11 protein-coding genes and 1 tRNA gene are annotated in these 19,259 nt (G+C 38.0%); 10 read left to right on the top strand and 2 right to left on the bottom strand.

All coding sequences use genetic code 11. The annotated features are described in order from the left end of the window. Nucleotides 1-808: 808 nt before the first annotated feature. The 6 genes from AABE15_RS09190 to AABE15_RS09165 all read left to right on the top strand — a co-directional run bounded on the left by AABE15_RS09190 (nucleotide 809) and on the right by AABE15_RS09165 (nucleotide 11,872). Nucleotides 809-2,986 (top strand): peptidase domain-containing ABC transporter, encoded by a 2,178-nt coding sequence (locus tag AABE15_RS09190; RefSeq protein ID WP_338330998.1) that lies wholly within the window; start codon nucleotides 809-811, stop codon nucleotides 2,984-2,986. Further along, nucleotides 2,986-4,536 carry an HlyD family type I secretion periplasmic adaptor subunit gene (locus tag AABE15_RS09185; protein WP_338330996.1) on the top strand — a complete coding sequence of 517 codons (1,551 nt, stop codon included), beginning with the start codon at nucleotides 2,986-2,988 and terminating at the stop codon, nucleotides 4,534-4,536. Before AABE15_RS09190 ends, AABE15_RS09185 begins: the two co-directional genes overlap by 1 nt. A 30-nt stretch (nucleotides 4,537-4,566) precedes the next feature. Further along, complete coding sequence (locus AABE15_RS09180) at nucleotides 4,567-6,396, top strand: SEL1-like repeat protein (protein WP_338330995.1); 1,830 nt, start codon at nucleotides 4,567-4,569, stop codon at nucleotides 6,394-6,396. A 44-nt stretch (nucleotides 6,397-6,440) separates the two neighbouring features. Beyond that, nucleotides 6,441-9,443: a glycosyltransferase gene (locus AABE15_RS09175; RefSeq protein ID WP_338330994.1), complete on the top strand. Its 3,003-nt coding sequence runs from the start codon at nucleotides 6,441-6,443 to the stop codon at nucleotides 9,441-9,443. 78 nt (nucleotides 9,444-9,521) lie between these two features. Continuing rightward, nucleotides 9,522-10,499 (top strand): hypothetical protein, encoded by a 978-nt coding sequence (locus tag AABE15_RS09170; protein WP_338330993.1) that lies wholly within the window; start codon nucleotides 9,522-9,524, stop codon nucleotides 10,497-10,499. A gap of 152 nt (nucleotides 10,500-10,651) precedes the next feature. Beyond that, nucleotides 10,652-11,872 carry a glycosyltransferase gene (locus AABE15_RS09165; protein ID WP_338330992.1) on the top strand — a complete coding sequence of 407 codons (1,221 nt, stop codon included), beginning with the start codon at nucleotides 10,652-10,654 and terminating at the stop codon, nucleotides 11,870-11,872. 284 nt (nucleotides 11,873-12,156) lie between these two features. On the opposite strand, the gene ppa is transcribed toward AABE15_RS09165, so the two are convergent. Continuing rightward, nucleotides 12,157-12,681 carry an inorganic diphosphatase gene (gene ppa / locus AABE15_RS09160; protein WP_338330991.1) on the bottom strand — a complete coding sequence of 175 codons (525 nt, stop codon included), beginning with the start codon at nucleotides 12,679-12,681 and terminating at the stop codon, nucleotides 12,157-12,159. A 258-nt stretch (nucleotides 12,682-12,939) separates the two neighbouring features. Here ppa and AABE15_RS09155 point away from each other — a divergent pair. The 4 genes from AABE15_RS09155 to AABE15_RS09140 all read left to right on the top strand — a co-directional run bounded on the left by AABE15_RS09155 (nucleotide 12,940) and on the right by AABE15_RS09140 (nucleotide 17,092). After that, nucleotides 12,940-13,013 (top strand) — tRNA-Ile (locus tag AABE15_RS09155). Nucleotides 13,014-13,113: 100 nt separating this feature from the next. Then, the gene (gene ettA / locus AABE15_RS09150; RefSeq protein WP_338330990.1) at nucleotides 13,114-14,793 is read left to right on the top strand and encodes an energy-dependent translational throttle protein EttA; all 1,680 of its coding nucleotides are present in this window, start codon (nucleotides 13,114-13,116) and stop codon (nucleotides 14,791-14,793) included. A 62-nt stretch (nucleotides 14,794-14,855) separates the two neighbouring features. Beyond that, the gene (locus AABE15_RS09145; RefSeq protein ID WP_338330997.1) at nucleotides 14,856-15,374 is read left to right on the top strand and encodes a GNAT family N-acetyltransferase; all 519 of its coding nucleotides are present in this window, start codon (nucleotides 14,856-14,858) and stop codon (nucleotides 15,372-15,374) included. Nucleotides 15,375-15,763: 389 nt separating this feature from the next. Next, nucleotides 15,764-17,092 (top strand): APC family permease, encoded by a 1,329-nt coding sequence (locus tag AABE15_RS09140; RefSeq protein WP_338330989.1) that lies wholly within the window; start codon nucleotides 15,764-15,766, stop codon nucleotides 17,090-17,092. Between the two features lie 134 nt (nucleotides 17,093-17,226). On the opposite strand, the gene AABE15_RS09135 is transcribed toward AABE15_RS09140, so the two are convergent. After that, nucleotides 17,227-18,903, bottom strand: a complete 1,677-nt coding sequence (locus tag AABE15_RS09135; protein WP_338330988.1) for a sugar MFS transporter — start codon at nucleotides 18,901-18,903, stop codon at nucleotides 17,227-17,229. Nucleotides 18,904-19,259 lie beyond the last annotated feature (356 nt).

The raw sequence follows: 19,259 nt of genomic DNA, 5'->3' as shown, positions 1-19,259 counted from the left end.
CTATAAATCAATAGAGAGATAATGCGTATTAATATTTACTTTTATTTATTAAGACTATACGAAACATGACCTTCTAATTTTAAGCGCATTCTTAAAGTTAAAATCTTTAAAGCTCGAAACTAAGTTTTTGAGAAAGGTTATTCGAAAATATCGGCCCCGGCGTATCGGTTAAAGGTTATTTTTCATCTAGTTTAAAGCAAGTTGAATTTGAACGAAGCTTAATAGGCGTTTATAATTTTTTGTTTAAAAAATTTTTGATTTAATCAAATTTTAGTTTTGAACAATCAATTTTATGTCTTACTCACAAAAGAAGTTTGCTTTTGGGCTCTTTCCAAAAGTCAATATTGATTATCTATCATCTGCGGAAAACAGATAAAATTATAATAAAAAAATTGAATGCTTTTAACTTGTAGGGTATGACGTTAAAGTTATTTATTACAGATACCAAATGGGTTAATTTAATTAATTACAATTTTTTAAAAGCAGTTTGAATTATTTTTATATCGTAAATATGTATACTAACCATTGAGTTTAAGAATTAAAGTAGAAAAAATTTGTAACGATCAAAAACTAGGGAAAAAGTTTGAATTGCAAATTTTTTTTGTTAGCTTTTTAAAGCTCTATCGGTGACATAATTGAAAAATGTCTACTTTTTGATTTGCCACTGTAATTTAGTAAAAAAGCTACGATGGTTACTCTTTAAGGTAAAGGATGATCAGTGGATCAATCAAATTTAGGAAATAATGCGGCGGACAATGTAGAGAATAAAAGTAAAATGTCCCCCATGATGATTCGTCTGAAAGCAACAATGGCGGCTGCAAAGTATCACGGTGTTGATTTGGACATACGCGATTTTGCTAAAGAACCTAACGAAGATTCGCCTTCTCCAGCTACGTTAGCTCGATGGCTGAACAATCAAGGTCTGGTAGCAAAGGGGATGCGTATAAAGTGGCGTTATTTGATCCGATTATATAATTCACCCCCTGTAGTTCTTATGTTTAAAGACGGTTCTGCAGGGTTGATGGTAGGCGTTAATCCCCAAAAAAGAGTAGTTTTTTTACGTGATCCAATGGGAAACGAGCATTCTGCCCCTGTTGCTGTTGATGAGGTTAGGTTAAGACAGGCTTGGACAGGGGATGTACTTTTAATCAAGCGAAATCGGAATTTATCTGAAGCCGAAGCGGATATTAACTTCACGTGGCTTGCCAAAATGGTATTGCGTGAGAGGACATCTTTGCGCGATATTGCATTGGCTTCTATAATAATCAGTATTTTACAAATATTTCCTGCCTTTATCGTTATGCAGGTTGTGAATCGCGTGGTAGCGTTCCATTCCCTAGCAACGCTTATATCCATTACAGGGCTTTTGATTGTCTTGTGTTTTTACGAAATTCTGATCAGTTACGCGCGAAGAGAGCTTACGGCTGTATTAGCGAATAAACTGGATGCAAGGATATCCATTCATACGTTTAATCGTTTGCTTGCTTTACCTTTAGAGTATTTTGAACGTCAGCAGGCTGGACGTATCGTTGGCAAGGTTTCGCAGATTTATTTAGTGAGGGATTTTATTACAGGGAAATTGTTAACGACCTTTCTTGATCTGTTTACCCTGATCGTTATTTTACCCTTTTTGTTTTATATTAGTACCATACTTGCTTGGCTTACTATTGCAGCCGCTGGCGGAATTGGTCTTATTGTCGTCATTCTTTTGCCTCCTTTAACACGTCGTTATTCCCAACGTATTGAGGCCGAGATGACCCGTGCCTCGGTCATGTATGAAACCGTAGCAGGGATAAGAACGGTTAAAACAATTGCTTTGGAACCCACGCGAAGACAAGAATGGGATGAGGTTATTGCCGAAGTATCCAAGTGGCGATTAGCGACTTCTCGAATGCAAAACTGGCCCGAAACGTTGGTCATGCCTTTGGATTTTTTTATTAACCGTGGCATTATTTTGCTTGGAGCTTATATCTGCATTTCCAATCCAACAGCAGGGATTGATGCCGGTTCTATTTTAGCGTTCATGATGTTGGGTGGAAGAGTGGCGGCCCCCTTAGTCGGTATGGCTAAATTGTTGACGGATGTGACCGAGGTGCGTACGGCCTTAGGCCAAGCGGGTGAGATTTTAAACAATCCGACGGAAACAAAAGCCTTAACCACTGGATTACGACCCAAAATCGTTGGTCATTTGCAGTTTGAAAAAGTCAGTTTTACTTATCCGGGCGGGAATACCAAAGCGTTATCCGATATCTCCTTTTCCATTCCTGCGGGTACGATGTTGGGCTTGGTTGGAAGAAGCGGCTCAGGAAAATCGACGATTACGAGATTATTGCAAGGGGTTAGCCGTGGCTATACAGGATTTTTAAGGCTAGATGGTGTGGATTTAAGAGAAATTAATTTAACCCATTTAAGACGTTCATTTGGTGTCGTTTTACAAGACAATTTCCTTTTTCGTGGATCAGTCAAAGATAACATCACCGCAGGTCGTCCTGGACTAACGATGGAAGATGCCATCCGAGCCTCTCGTTTGGCTGGAGCCGAAGAGTTTATTGAACGCATGCCTTCAGGGTATGACACGTTTATTGAAGAGGGATCAACCAATATTTCCGGTGGTCAGCGGCAGCGTTTAGCCATTGCTAGGGCTGTTATTATTGATCCCAAGCTTATGATTTTAGATGAAGCGACGTCTGCTTTAGATCCAGAAAGTGAAGCTTTGGTAAATGCAAACTTAGAACGTATTGCCAAAGGAAGAACGATGATCATTGTTTCCCATCGTTTATCCTCTTTGGTGAATTGTGATAAAATTTTAGTTCTTGATCAAGGTGTTATGCAAGCAATTGGTACGCACGAAGAATTGTTGGAAACTTGCGAGATTTATCGCACCCTTTGGTTACAACAAAACAGGCATACGTTAAATCGTAAAGCCGCAAATAAAAAGAAAAACGATTCAAACGATGAGTCTTTAATTCTTACGGGAGATCAGTGATGGTTAACGACTCAAATGACTCCATTCGTGACGATCATGGCGCGAATAAAAAAATTGAAAAAAATACCAATAAAGAAATTACCACTGATCACTCAGCTGAAGAGTTAGTCACCTCAAAACGTGGGTCAGATTCATCGGATCACATAAACGATAATTATTTATTACCTGAAGCGGGAAGCGATGATAGTTTTAAAGCCGATATGCCTTTATCGTTGCTTGAGTTTCATTCGCCAACCTCTGCCGCTATTAATTTGCCTCCGACCGCTTCAGCTCAATACATAACGTGGTTAATTAGTGGATTAGCATTGTTTACTTTTATTGCCATATGCGTTTTTCCTTTAGACAAAGTGGTCAGTGCAAATGGGCGTTTGATTTCAACCGCAACCCCTTTGTTGGTTCAATCGATGGAGCAAAGTATTATCCAGTCTATTGACGTTAAAGAAGGTGATTTTGTTTCAAAAGGGCAGGTTTTGGCCCACTTAGACCCAACGCTGTCTCAAGCAGACGTTGAAAATTTGCGATTGCAAGTCGGGGTAGAACAGGTAGAGTATGATCGGTTAAAGGCAGAATCTGAGAACAAGCCCTATCAAGTTGATCCTGCCAATCCTTATTCGAAGGAACAGGGCAATACGTTTACAAAGCGTAAATTAGAATACAATGCCAAAATCGAAAGCTTTGATCAAAAAATTCAAGAGCAAGCTGCCCAATTGCAAGATTATATAGCCAGTGCTGCCGTTCTTAAAGGTAGAGTGCAAGTTGCTTCAGATGTTAATAACATGAGGAAAAAATTGCAACAAGAACAAGTGGGCAGTCGATTGTCTACTCTTGGGTCTCAAGATACGTTAATGGATGTTGAAAATCGTTTGATTTCTGCTCAACAATCCATAACGGCAACCACTAAGAAAATTGCATCGTTGCAAGCCGATAAAACAGCGTATATTGAAAATTGGAGATCAACGGTATTAAAAGATTTAATTGATGCACAAAAGCAACTTGCAAAAGATAAAAGTGATTTACAAAAAGCTGATTTGCGTCGTAACAAAGTGTTGTTAAAAGCAGAACAAGATTCAATTGTATTTTCAATAGCAAAAGGATCTATCGGTTCAATTTTAAGTCCAGGTATGCCTTTTATGACCCTCATTCCCATCGGTACTGGGCTAACGGTTGAGGCAGCAGTTTCTGGAGAAGAAATAGGGTACTTAAAGTTGGGTGATCACGCTATTATAAAATTCTCGACGTTTCCCTATACTCAATACGGTGGTGCAGAAGCCATTTTGACGAATATAAGTCCGGATGTTTTTCAACCTGGCGATACAACACAAGAAAGCAACCGGTTGGGTGTTACCCCTATTCAATTCAGAGAAAAACCTTATTTCAGAGCTAGGCTTAAGATTGTAAAATATACGCTTCGCAACGTGCCTAATTTTTTTCATCCAACCCCTGGCTTAACTGTAGATGTCGACATACATGTGGGAAAACGAACAGTTGCACAGTATCTTATGAATGGTATCGTTCCTCAGATGACAGAAGGTATGAGAGATCCGCAGTAAGTAAAATTATGCATTTGGAGTACAATTTACTTGTTACCACTACAAACGTTGTTCAAAAAATATCGTTCGCGTAAGGCAGCGAAGCTTCTTCGTAAGGCTAAGAGTGCTTTTGATGCCTCGGATTATCCCATAGCTTTTAGGCTGTTTTTAAAAGCAGTTGCGCTTAACTCAACGGAAGCGAAATATTGGTTGGGTATGTGTTATTTAAGAGGGAAAGGCGTCGCTGTAAATATACATGATGCTTTATCGTGGCATGAATGTGCGGCTAACGAAGGGTGGCTTGCATCATGTTATATTCTTGCGTTGTTATACGTGAATGGTATTCCAGAATATAAACAAGATGAAAATGTTTTTTTCCAAGTAAAAAGCGAAGACTACAGTAATATCAAGCCTGATTTAGAGCGTGCTTTTGTTTGGGCAGAAAAAGCTGCTTTTGCACATCTTGCTGAAGGACAAGCTTTATACGCTTATTTACTTTCTTTAGATCCAGAAAGAAAAGGGGAATGTTTAAAGTGGTATGATCGTTCGATTGACCAGGATTCGCCGCAAGGGTATATGGGTAAAGGATTGTTTTTGCTCAAAAATGCTCAAACGGAGGAGGATTATTGTCAAGCAGCCTCATTACTGGAATTGGCTTCGCAGCGAGGCATGACTTCAGCTATGTATAGGCTTGGTGTTATGTACGAGACCGGAAAAGGTCTTGAAAAAAATTTTGAACGTGCTGCAGAATTATACAAACAAGCTGCTGAAGCCGGCATTAGAGAAGCCCAGGCGTTGTATGGGGTAGCCTTGAAAAAGGGGCAAGGGGTTGAAAGGAATTTCATTCAAGCGGAAACCTGGCTTCGTAAAGCAGCATTAAAAGGAGATATCGAAGCGGCAGTCATTCTTGGAGATATGAATGGTCAAGGTAATGAAGAAATACCTCCAAATTATATTGAAGCATTGCGTTGGTACACTCATGCGGCCAATAATGGTCACATAACAGCTACGCGTGCTTTGGCGTTATTGTATTTAAATGGTTTAGGCGTTACCAAATCTATAGAAAAAGCTGTGGAATTTTTAAAAAAATCCAGCCTGGCGGGGGATGTTGAATCGGCGTCGATATTGGCTGATATAATGCTTAAATCCTCTGATCAATCAATGATTAACGAAGCCCTATCCACTTGTCTTTCAAAAATTTCGGTTCATCAGCCCGAAATAGCTTATAAGACGGCAATTATTCATTTAAAAAATTATAATTTGACCCAAAAAGAGGAAGAGGCGGCACAAGCAAGACATTGGTTACACCATTCCCAAGATCAGGTTGTGCCTGCTAAATTATGGTTAGGAAAAATGAAATTAGGAGGGATAGGGGGCGACAAAGATATTGAAGGGGCATATCGATTGATATCGTCTGCAGCTGAAGACCGTATGCCAGAGGCTCAGTGTTTATGGGCCAGTATTTTATTACAAAGTCAGTCCAGTGATATGGGTAAAATAGCTATGGAAGCTTTAAAACTTTATAAAAGTGCGGCTGAGCAAGATAATGTTAGTGCGATGTTTTCTGTGGCTGCACTGTATGGTGGAGGCAACTATTTAGCCCCTGATCGTTTTAAAGCTCAACAATGGTTCGAACGGGCTGCGAACAAAGGTCATTCCCAAGCTCAGCTTATGCTAGGACGTTACTATGCAAAAGGTTTAGCAGGAAGCGTGGACTTAAAACAGGCTCGGTTTTGGTTTGAAAAAGCATTACAAAATGGTTTGAAAGAAGCGCAAAAAGAACTGGAAACGCTTGAACTTGAATCTCTTGACGAAGAGGCAAAAAATAAAAAACCTACTAAGACAGAAATTTCACCCGGTTTACATATCTATAATTCTTAACATAGCAAGTCTATGCTTGAGCTTATTCGTATTTGAGAATTAATATGATAGATGATAATAAATTAGCTTTGATAGATGAGCATCAAAAAAAAATAGATCAAGCGCGGGAAAAAGCAAGAATTGATGCTCAATATGCTTTTGAGAAAGCATTAGAGGAAAAAAAAAGAGGCGATTATACCACTGCTTTACGTTGGATTGAACGTGCGCATCGATTGGCAAATAAAAACCCAACCATTAATTTTGAAATGGCCATGATATATTGGAAGCTTGCGCAATTGGATGAAGCTTCCAAATTGTTTAGTTCTTTAATGAAGGAGTATAATTTTATTGAAGGATGGTTAAGTCTCGTTTTAATAAAAATTTTTCAAAAAAATTATCAAGAAACCTTAGTTTATTTAAATAAAATCTTATCTTCTTACGGCATATCACCATTTATTTGGTCGACGTTAATCCGAGCATTAAAAAAAATAGGACTAACGAACATTTGCTGTGTTGATGGAAGTTTAAAATTGATCAGAGTCCATTCATTAAGCACAGATCCTATTTCTGTATTTCTTGATGATCAATTTCAATTTACATCAAACGCACCAGAGTTCGCTCTGCCTCAAACATATTTTACCAAACAAAAATTAAGTCTATACCAAAATGGCAAGCACTTGCATGGCTCTCCGATTGATATCCTTTCAATTATTCAGACGGAAAGTTTTGTTGAATTCGACAAAGGGCTGGTAAAAGGTTGGATCTGGTTTCCTATGCAACCGGAGCGGTTGCCTTTTCTTTCTTTGTATTCGAACCAAAGGTTGATTGAAAAAATTCAGGTTATCCAGGAAATTGATAAAAACCCATTGGACAGACCTTTTTTTAGACCTCGATCTTTCTCGTTTGTACACAAAGGCGACAGAAAAAAACCACTTTTTTTAAAGAATGAATATGGAAAACAATTACTTGGAAGCCCTCTAGTTGCGAGAGTTTCCACACTTCAACACACTATAAAGAATAGTAATTCTGAAGGTAAAGGACACGTGTCCTCTTGTTATCCAAGTAGCTCCAATCCAAAAGAAAAATCTATTGCTATTATTATTCCTATTTATAAGGGGGTTAACGAAACACTTGAGTGCCTCTACAGCGTTATCGATACCTTAACTTTAGGGGCAGTGATCCAGATGGTTAACGATGGATCTATGGATGCTGAGCTTATTAATACTCTCATGAGTTATGTGGATAATAAAAAAATATTTATGGCGCATCATAAACAGAATTTAGGTTTCCCTAGTGCTGTCAATACAGGAATTAAGCTTTGGCCTGATCATGATATTCTTCTTCTTAATAGCGATACATTAGTTCCTAAGGGTTGGATTGAAACATTACAATCGGTGGCTTATGCGCAAAAAAAAATAGGAACGGTTACCCCTTTTTCAAATAACGCTGGTATTTTTTCTTATCCAAGTCATGTAAAAATGAATGCGTTTCCATCGCTGGCACAAATTAATCGTTACACGAAAATCATGACTAGTATTGGCGAGACGCAGTATGAAGAAATTCCTACCGGTTATGGATTTTGTATGTTTATTCGGCGTGATTGCATAGAAGAAACGGGGGGTTTCCGGGAGGATATTTTTTCGCAAGGTTATGGCGAAGAAAATGATTTTTGTATGCGTGCCAAAGCTTTGGGATGGTTAAATGTTTTGGCAACAGGTATTTTTGTGGGACATCGTGGGGGGGTATCTTTTGGGGCATTAAACTTAGCGTTAATGAAGCGTAATTTCAAAATTTTAAACAAAATTCATCCTTATTATCGTCAATTAATCAAAGATTTTAGGGCAAAAGACCCTTTACGATGCATCCGCCGTCGGATTGATAAAGAACGCGTGCAAGAATTTTTGTTAATGAAAGCGTCTCAAAAAAAACCAATACAATCGGTTTTGATTATTACGCATAAATATGGGGGTGGTGTTGAGAGAAGCGTTCAAGAGCGAATTAATCAAATTGTACTAAAAAACTATATGGTCGTTGTTCTTAGACCTGGAACGACAAACAAAGAGTGTACATTAGATTTATGTTATAAAATTGAACAGCAGGACAACAAAAGTTTTGAGGGCAATTATCCTAATCTTAGATACGATTTGCCAGGTGATTACGCGCAGCTATGTGAACAACTTTCTCTGTTCCATATACAATGGACAGAAGTACATCATTTCATTGGTCATCATGATAAAATACACGATTTGTTAAAAGATATAAACAAACCTTACGATTTTTTTATCCATGATTATTATGTGTTTTGTCCTCGAATAACCCTCATTGATTATAGAAAAAAATTATGCATGCAGTTTGAAAGTACTGAGGTATGCCAAAATTGTCTCTCACATTCAAAAAAATTTATAAATACATCAATTTCATTTAAATATTGGTTGAAAAGATCGACACAAGAATTATTATGTTCTCAGCGTATATACGTACCTTCACAAGATGCTTTAGAAAGAGTTACCCAATGTTTTCCATTATTAAGCAATATTGTGGTTTCTCCTCTAGAAGATGATAATCCAGGCCTAAGTCTCGATCAATTAGCTTATTTTTCTCTAAAAAAAGAAAAAAATACATCCTCTTACGTAACTCATAAAAATCGAATCTTTAAAATTTGTATTATCGGAGCAATTGGAGCTGAAAAAGGATTTTTTATTTTAAAAAAACTGCTGAAAGATGCCGATGAACGAAATCTTCCTATTGAATTCGTGCTGGTCGGTTGGTCTTGTGATGATCGGCAACTTTTAGAATCAAAAAGAATTTTTATTACGGGTCCTTATTTGGAAGACGAAGCCGTGGCATTGGTGGCACAACAACATGCTGATTTAGCGTTTTTCCCAAACATATGGCCGGAAACTTGGTGTTACACGTTAAGTATAGCCTGGCGCGCTGGACTGAAAACGGTTTCGTTTGATATGGGGGCCATTGCAGAACGGATAAAATCGACAAAAAGAGGATGCGTGTTGCCTAATAATATAAGTATACAAAACTTAAATGATAGCTTACTTCGATTGTGTAATTAGAACTTTGAACCAATACTAGATATAAGCTTAGTTGTAATTTTTTTTAATGTTGTAAACGTGTTCAAGTGGGTTTAACGGATGTCAGATAGTAAAACAAATCATAAAGAAAATAAAAGAACCATTGATTTAGATGTAAGTGGCCATTTGATGAGTTTGAATGCGGGATTGTATTGCATTTACCACTCACCTGGCCAGGCAGAGGCAGATGAATTTGGTTTTCCGGGGTTACGGGTTTCATTACCGCCTTTTCAACAAAAAGCACACATAAAAATAGAAACTTTTGAGAAAGATGGTTGGCTAGGTGCTGAGAAAAATGCAGCCCTGGTTCGTGTATCGAACAGTCCAGGTTTGATTTTGATTACAATTTATGAAAATCCTGCTCGTAAGGTGAATGCACCCAATATACAAGTTACGCGGTTAAATGATGCGCCTAAAGAACAAAACCGTGCGCAGCTCAATGCTTCAACCCAAGATGAGACACCCCCTCGACAAGAACAAAATGTTAGCGAAAACGCTAATGGTTTATCAAAAAAAGAAGAAGAAAGTTATCTTTTTGCTCATGTAGAGCGTATGGGAGATGTGACCGTAGCGCTTGGTGATTGGGTGGGGGTGCCCGATAGTAAAACCTGGATTGAAGGATTCAGTCTTCATCTTGGAGAATTGATTGATCCCGAGGATATAGAATACCAAGCGGTACTAGGTAAAGGATGGATGTCCCCTTGGTATAAAGGAAAGCAATTTTGTGGAAGTCGAGGAATGGCTTTGCCCCTATGCGGTTTAAGAGTCAGGCTGAGTGATGAAGCCTCAAAAAAAATTACGGTGCGGTTAAGTGCAACGTTTGTGGATGGCTCGAAAGTTGGCCCCGTTGAAGATGATACAATCGTATGTGCCGATTCAATTGCACCTCTTGAAGCCATACGCGTCGAATTGATTCAGCGAGATAATCAAGAAAATAATGACCAAGCAACTTCACCCTCTGATCCTGTTGTGAACCGTGTGGTTCGAAGTAATATTAAACTGAAAACCCCGGTCACTAAAGCAAATGTAGAGAATTAGCTTTTTTCTATTCTTTTATGCTTTAAATTAGGTGAGCGTAAAGAATTCGACGCTGAGCAAAAGAGTACCATAATAGATTTAGAAATCAAAAGCGGGGTGGATTGTAAGTCGTGAAGTATTTATTCGTACATCAAAATTTTTTAGGGCAATATATGCATATTGTACGCCACTTAGCTAAAAGCCCGGACAATGATATTGTTTTTATTAGCCAAGGAACCAATCAAAAAGTTCAAAACGTTCGTTCAGTTTTTTACAATGGTCCAAAAGCTTCTTCAAAGATAACTCCCGCTTTGTTAGAGCTGGATTTGGCGTATAAAAGGGGGATTGAGGTTTATAAAACTGCAAAAACGTTAAAAAATTTAGGGTATGAGCCTGACATTATTATTGGCCATCAGGGGTGGGGTGAATTATTAAATATACACGATGTTTATCCAAAGGTCCCTTTGTTAAAATATTGTGAATTTTATTATAATCCTGTTGGGTTGGATGTTGATTTTGATCCTGAATTTCCATCCGATGAATTTTTGCCTTCCCGAGTTCGTTTTAAAAACACTGTTAATTTGATATCAGCAACTAGTGCCGGATGGGGTCAAACCCCGACAAATTTTCAATATTCGACTTATCCTGCGTGGGCACGTGAAACGATAACCGTACTAAGAGAAGGTGTGGATTTAGAAACGTGCAAGCCTGAGCCAGAGGTAAAAACAAAAATTTTTAAGGTTGGTGATTTTATTGTTAATCCCGGAGATAAATTAGTAACTTATGTAGCTAGAGGCCTAGAACCTTACCGAGGGTTTCACATTTTTATGCGGTCTTTGCCTCAATTGCTCACTGCTCGTTCAGATATTAAAATAGTCATCGTGGGTCGTGATCAGGTAAGTTATGGGGCAACCTTGGAAGGTGGGCTTTCTTGGCGAGAATTTATGTTAAAAGAAGTTCATAATCGCTTAGATGAGTCTAGAGTTTGTTTCTCTGGACAAGTATCTTACGAAATGTTTTGTCAAATTTTAAAGCGTTCTGACGCCCATATTTATATGACGTATCCTTTCGTTTTATCGTGGTCTTTAAGGGAAGCAATGGCAATGGGATGTTCAATTATTGCCAGCGATACCCAGCCTGTAAGGGAATTTATAAAAGATCGCGAAACGGGTCTATTGACACCTTTTCATGACCCTAGTCGATTATCGGAAACAGTATTAGAAGTTTTAGAGAATACAGCTTTGTCTAACGACTTAAGTGAAAAGGCCAGAAAAGAAGCTGAAGATCATCTTTCAATGAAAGGATATCTTAATTCTTATGAGGCCTTGATTGATGATCTTATCAATGGACGTACTCCCCCGAATCATTTAGGAACTTCTCCAAATTCTGAATGATTTGATGTGGGCTTTATGGTTTTTTGTGCAGTCGAGTCCGAGTGTTAAACTTAATGTTTAAACTACGTAATTTATTAAATTAACACATCCACTGGTAATCTCGGGTAGTATATTATTTCGTGGTTATTTTGAGTTAAAACAGTAATTGTAACGGATTTTAACTTACACTGGTATTGGGATAAACCTTTATCGGTTGTTTTTTCAGTTCTAGCTTATTTACGGTAAAGGGTTGTCTGTCCGCGGAGAAAAAAAAGGAGCATAGAATGCTCCTAATTTTTGCTGTGCTATTCTTTGTACTTTTTTACTGAGTTGTTTATGAGTTTATGAGCCGCTTGGCGATTATCCCAACCCAAAATCTTGACCCATTTACCTTTTTCTAAATCTTTGTAATGGGTGAAAAAATGTTCAATTTCTTGCTTTACAATTTCTGGTAACTCTTCAACTTCATTGATTTTGGAATAAAAGGGATGGATTTTGTCATGAGGAACACAAATGATTTTTTCATCCATTCCAGATTCGTCTTCCATTTTTAATACACCAATAGGCCTAGAGCGTATTACAGCGCCTGGAATAATGGGTTCAGGACATAAAACGAGCATGTCAATAGGATCGCCATCCTCGGCCAAAGTATTGGGTACGAACCCATACGCAGCAGGATAAGCCATTGGTGTAAACACAACACGATCTACAAAAATTGCTCCACTTTCTTTATCCACTTCGTATTTAACTTTTGAGCCTTTGGGTATTTCTATAATAACGTTTACATCGTTTGGCACGTCTTTGCCGGATGAAAGTTTAGATAAATCCATAATAGTTTTCCAATGTGCATGAATGAAATAAATAAACGATTCTCTTAGCCATTCGAGAAGTATAATTTTAAAAAAGCATAGAATGATACAAAAGTAAAAACGAATTTTTGCAAATGCATGGAGGCTAACGCTGAAGATCTTTAGCAAATTCAGACTTTTTTAAATAATATTTTCAAAAAAATGCACGTTGTTGAGTGCTTGGGTAAAAATAATTCTTGCAATTTTTTTCAATTTAGGTCACATGAAATGAGCGTCTAAGCGCCTGTAGCTCAACTGGTTAGAGCCGACCGCTCATAACGGCCTGGTTGCAGGTTCGAGTCCTGCCGGGCGCAGACGCTTTTTATATTTCTCGCCTTGTATTATACTAATCAAGGTGGGTATTTCCCCCATTGCGATTGTTTTTATTGTTGATTGTTAAGGAGCTTCTACAAGATGGCTGGGCCTCAATATGTTTATGTAATGAAAGATTTGACCAAGGCTTATCCAGGCGGCAGGGAAGTTTTCAAAGGCATTACGCTTTCTTTTTTACCGGGTGTTAAAATTGGCGTGTTAGGCGTTAACGGTGCAGGTAAATCAACGTTGCTTAAGATTATGTCGGGTAGAGACAAGGAATTTGGTGGGGAAGCCTGGGCTGCAGAGCATATCAAAATTGGATATTTAGAGCAGGAACCTCAACTTGATTCCACTAAAACCGTCAAAGAAAATGTTGCAGAAGGATTTGGTTCTTTAAAGCACGCCGTTGATCGTTTTAACGAGATAGCGATGAAATTTGCTGAGCCTATGGATGATGAAGAAATGAATAGTTTGTTATCCGAACAAGCTGAATTACAAGAACAGATTGATGCGGGCAATGGGTGGGAATTGGATAGACAAATCGACATTGCATTGGACGCTTTACGCTGCCCACCTGCCGAAATGAATGTGGATACCTTGTCAGGAGGTGAACGCCGACGGGTTGCTCTCTGCCGATTATTGATCGAAAAACCTGACATTTTGTTATTGGACGAACCAACAAACCATTTGGATGCGGAAAGTGTTGCCTGGCTTGAACAAACGCTGAGAGAATACACAGGCACCGTCATTTTGATCACTCACGATCGTTACTTTTTGGACAATGTGACCAATTGGATATTAGAAATCGAAAGGGGAAGAGGGTATCCTTTTGAAGGAAACTATTCGTCATGGTTAGAACAAAAGCGTAAACGGTTAGCCCAGGAAGAAAAAGAAGAAAGTGCACGGCAACGTGCCCTAGCCGCCGAACAACAATGGATTAATGCTTCCCCTAAAGCGAGACAGGCAAAAAGCCAAGCTCGTATTGCAAAATACGAAGAAATGTTGGCTAAAAGTCAGGAAAAAGTTTCTGGTGTAGCGGAAATTAACATTGCTCAAGGTCAGAGGCTCGGCAATGTTGTTATTGAAGCAAAAAATTTAAGTAAAGGGTTTAATGACCGTCTTTTAATTGACAATCTTAGTTTCCAGCTGCCACCAGGGGGAATTGTTGGCGTCATTGGACCGAATGGTGCTGGAAAATCGACGCTCTTTAAAATGATTATTCAAGCAGAGCAGCCCGATGAAGGCGAAATTCGTATAGGTGAAACGGTACAACTGGGTTACGTTGACCAATCACGACATACGCTGGATCCCAATAAAACCGTATGGGAAGAAATTTCAGGCGGTACGGATGTAATATATTTTGGTAAACGGGCTATTGCTTCGCGGGCCTATGTGGGTGCGTTTAATTTTAAGGGTTCTGATCAACAAAAAAAGGTTGGCATTCTATCGGGTGGTGAACGCAATCGAGTTCATTTAGCGAAGATGTTAAAAAAAGAAAGCAACGTGATTTTATTGGATGAGCCTACCAACGATTTGGATCTAGATACGTTAAGGGTTTTGGAAGAAGCACTTGAAGAATTTGCGGGATGTGCAGTGGTTATCAGTCATGACCGTTGGTTTTTAGATCGATTGGCAACCCATATATTGGCTTTTGAGGGGAACAGTCACGTTGAATGGTTTGAGGGCAATTTCCAAGCGTATGAAGCAGACAAACGAAAACGATTAGGACCAGACGCCACGGAACCCAGCCGCATTAAATACAAGCCCATTGCGCGTTGACGCACTAAGTTTTTTTAGCTTTTGGATTAAAGAGCCTTGGAACGCATAAGGATTTACGTGTAATTTTTGCGATTAATACACAGATTTATACAGCACGCCTGGTTTTATCTCCTGTCAATTGGCAGGATAAGCATAACTTATTGTCTTTAAAAACCGATTGTCGGGTGTTTAGCCATATGCTTGGCGGCGTAAGGACTCCGTATCAAGTACAAGCTGAAATGGCTGAAGATATAATGTATTGGGGAAGTCATCGTATAGGTCTTTACACGATTAGAAAAAAATCACTTGCGACAGTAGGTTCCTTTTTAGGTGTTACGGGCATTCACCTCAGACCGGATGGTAAAGGGTATGCGTTACGGTTTGCTCTATGGCCGTGGGCACGCGGTAACGGTTATGCTCATGAAGCAGCGTTTGCAGTATTAACAGAGGCCCATAAAAGAGGATATCGTCGTATTATTGCTATGGCTAGAGAAGATAATATTGCTTCACGCCGTGTACTAGGTGGGATTGGAATGATTGTCGAAAGCTTTTTCCTACGTAAGGGCAATAAGATTTTTGTTTATGCAAGTGAGCAAACTTAAATTAAGTTATGTTAATTTATAACAAAAATATAAATCATTTTGCACAAATAGATCTTCACTATCATTTCTTAATTTTAAATAATTTTTTTCGGATCCTCTCATATAAGTCAAACTAACCAAAAAGTAATCGTTTTATGTATTAAAATGAATGGATAATAAATACTATTCAATAATAAATACTTTATTTTTGAAAATATATTTTATAGGCTAGTCTTAATATATATTTTGACAAATACTTTCCTGAAAAAAACTGAACTCTATTACAAATTAATTCTTCGATTATTTAGCTTGTTTGAAACAGGATTATTCTATCTTGTTTTTGTCTTACTTTCACGTGTCTTTTGTTTTTGAAAACAATAAAAAGGTCGTTGCAGCTGGACAGTGAATATATGAACGAGTTAACGATTGCGCATAGACAGCTTTCTTTTATTCAAGTTGTTATTATTGGGATTGCCTATATGACGCCGATGACCGTTTTTGATACGTTTGGTATTGTCTCGGATTTAACGTCAGGAAGGGTTCCTCTTGCCTATTTGCTTGCGTTAATGGCTATTATGTTTACGGCGAGAAGTTACAGCCGTTTGGCAGCATTTTATCCTTATTCGGGTTCCGCTTATACCTATGTTGATCATATTTGCGGCTCAAAAATTGGTTTTATTGTAGGGTGGGGCACCTTACTCGATTTTATTTTACTTCCGATGATTAATAGTCTCCTCTCTGAGATTTATCTGAAAGCCTTATTTCCTAACATGCCCTCGTGGTGTTTAATTTTTTTTTATACCGTTTTGGTAACCATCATTAATTGCAGAAACATTCGTTTTTTGGCTAATTTAAATTTTATATTTGTTGGTGTTCCTCTTATTTTAATTTTGATTTTTATTTATTTGGTGGTTTCGGATACAACCCATGCGCATGGTCTTGCCGATGTGTTGACCACAAAACCGTTGTATAATGGGGTTAAAGATATACACGGTCTAATTAGTGGTTCTGCCGTACTATGTTTTTCTTTCTTAGGTTTTGATGCGGTGGCGACGTTATCAAATGAAACGAAAAATGCACAAAAAAATATACCCCGTGCGATTGTCGCTACGGTATTGTGTGGAGGATTAATTTTTTTTATAAGTGCTTGGTTTATACAACTTTACTATCCTAATAATAGTCAATTCAAAGACCCTATGCAGGCTATGCCTGAAATTGTCCTTTATGTTGGGGGTGTCTTTTTTCAGTTTATATTTTTAATTGCTATTTTAATTAACACGTTTGCTTCTGCACTGGCTTCTCATGCAAGTGCAGCCAGATTATTATTTATTTTAAGCACAAATAAAATTATTCCTGGAAAGCTGTTCAGTTATTTGCATCCTGAATACCATTCACCGTTTTATTGTGTGTTGTTAGTTGGTTTTCTCTCTCTTAGTGCTGTTTTCTTTCGGCTTGATACGGCTGTATCTTTAATAAGTTTTGGCGCAATGACTGCATTTAGTTCGGTAAATTTATGCGTGTTTATATTATTTGGTTTAAAGAGTGAGCAACGTTTTAATATTAGAAACTTTTATAATAATGTGCTGTTACCTTTGGCAGGTTTTTTTACAGTGATGATTATGTGGATTAATTTAAAAACAGATTCACTTATTTTGGGAATATGTTGGACAATTATAGGAATTTTTTACCTAACGTATCTTGTGGTTACAAAAAAAAGGATTGGAGAGCAAAGCAATTAATTTTGCTTATAACGAAAATAATTTCAGTAAAATGTCAAGGTTTATGAAAAAAGAGGGTGTCGCGCTGACACCCTCTTTTAAGTTCATTGGATAAGATTAAACGTTGGGATAGTAGGTTAGATTAAGTAAAGAATCTATCCAACAACAGCGCGTCGTATTTTTGCACCGTCCAAACTGTAATACAAAATAAAAACATAGCACAATAAGGGTAAAATGAATGCATGATGCAACCCAATAATATCAGCAATAAAGCCCTGAGCGAAGGGGATGACAGCACCCCCAACGATGGCCATAACGATAAGGCTTGAAGCTTGTTCGGTTAGGGAGCCCATTCTCTCTACTGCTAAGGCAAAGATGGTGGGGAACATAATCGAATTAAACAGACCAATGCTAATGACGGAATACACGGCTATATCCCCTGTTGTAAGCATTGTTGTGCTGAGCAAACATAGGTTGATAATAGAAAATATGGAAAGCATAATTTTTGGCGAAATACGTATCATCAATAGCGAGCCAATTAACCTTCCGATCATCGCACCACCCCAAAAATAACTGACGTATTGTGCGGCCAATTGTTCTGTCATTCTGCCAATTTCTGGAAGTGTTAAATAGTTAACCATAAAGCTACCAACCGAAACTTCACCTCCAACATAGAAAAATACAGCCAATGCGCCTAAATACGCATGAGGGTAATGAAACACATCTCTTAGACGATGTGAAGACGTAGGATCTTTATGGTCGTTTTGTTCGGGTAATTTGAAAATAGCGACAAAAATAGCCAATAATATTAACACCCCACCTAAAATAGCGTAAGGCATTTGTACGGATTTTGCCTGTTCGTTGCGGTAAGTTTGCACTTTTTGCTGAATGGCAGGGGTTATGTTTTGCTTAAATTGTTCGAATTGCTGTTGTTGTTTTGGATCAAGTTTAATGGTGGCTAGGCTATCAAGAACCTCAACAATAACTTGGGAATCAAGTTGTTCGGTTTGTTCCGCAGAGAGTTGGCTTACCGCAGACACTTTTTGGGTGGTAGGAAGATCTCCGATAACACTTCCGATAAGTTGGGGGGGTAATTGTGCGATTTGCTGTGAAATACGATCAGCGGGCAACCTATCAAAAACGTAGGGAGGGACATTTTTCAAGCTGAACGCAATGCTTTCGGGTGTTGCCTGTTTAAAAGCGCTTTCAATTTCAGCAATAGGTTTCGTTTCAAGCGTTTGAATTAATTGAATCGTTTCGGGGCTTTTGCCTACGTCTGCAGGTATAACGTATGTGGCAGCGCTAAGAATAAGGATACCCCCTAAATAAGGGGCTATGGTTGTTCCCAATGAATTAAGCGCTTGGGCAAGATTCAGTCGGCTGGAACTTGTTTTAGGGGGACCTAAGAGCGTGACGTATGGATTGGCTGCAACTTGTAAAACGGTTATACCGGTTGCCAACACGAACAGTGCTAAAAGAAAAACGTAATAATTGTGTGAGATTGCTGCAGGCCAAAAACCGAAAGCCCCGAATGCTGCAATAATTAGACCACAAACAATCCCTTTTTTATAACCCAAAGAAGCGACAATTTTTCCTCCTGGTACAGACATTATAAAATAAGCGCCAAAAAACGTGAATTGTACCAACATGGCTTTGGTGTAATTTAGTTCGAAGATAGTTTTCAAATGTGGTATTAAAATATCGTTAAGACACGTTATAAACCCCCACATAAAAAAAACAGTTGTAATAACGCTCAGTGCTGCAGGATAAGAAGTGAAGCGATGACTCCCCTGTGTTTCCTGTAACGGTGTTTGTTGCATTAAATTACTCATAACAATCCTACAAAAATTAATTGAATTTTTTCATTTTGAAAAACTATAGTAATCATAAACCAATTACTGATTTAAAAAGGTAACATAAATTTCAACGTTGTATATAAAGCTTAAACGGTAATTCACTCAGTATGATTTTTTTATCTCTTGCTTTTCAATTCAAGTCAATCTCGATTCATTTTTATGTACCCATTCCCTGGATAGCTAGGTAATAATTACTTTCAACAGTTTTTAATATTATTTTTAATTAAAAGGTTTTTAAAACAGTAAACCAATTTTAGTTATTAACATCCATTTTATAAAAAGTAGTACTTAATTTAAAATCAAAAACCACTATAACATTGAATATTTTATAG

The sequence above is a fragment of the Commensalibacter sp. Nvir genome (genome assembly GCF_963921845.1).
In the GTDB taxonomy this organism is placed as follows: Bacteria; Pseudomonadota; Alphaproteobacteria; order Acetobacterales; family Acetobacteraceae; genus Commensalibacter.
The sequence above is the reverse complement of the archived record's forward strand: the minus strand, read 5'-3'. Positions and strand labels throughout refer to the sequence as shown.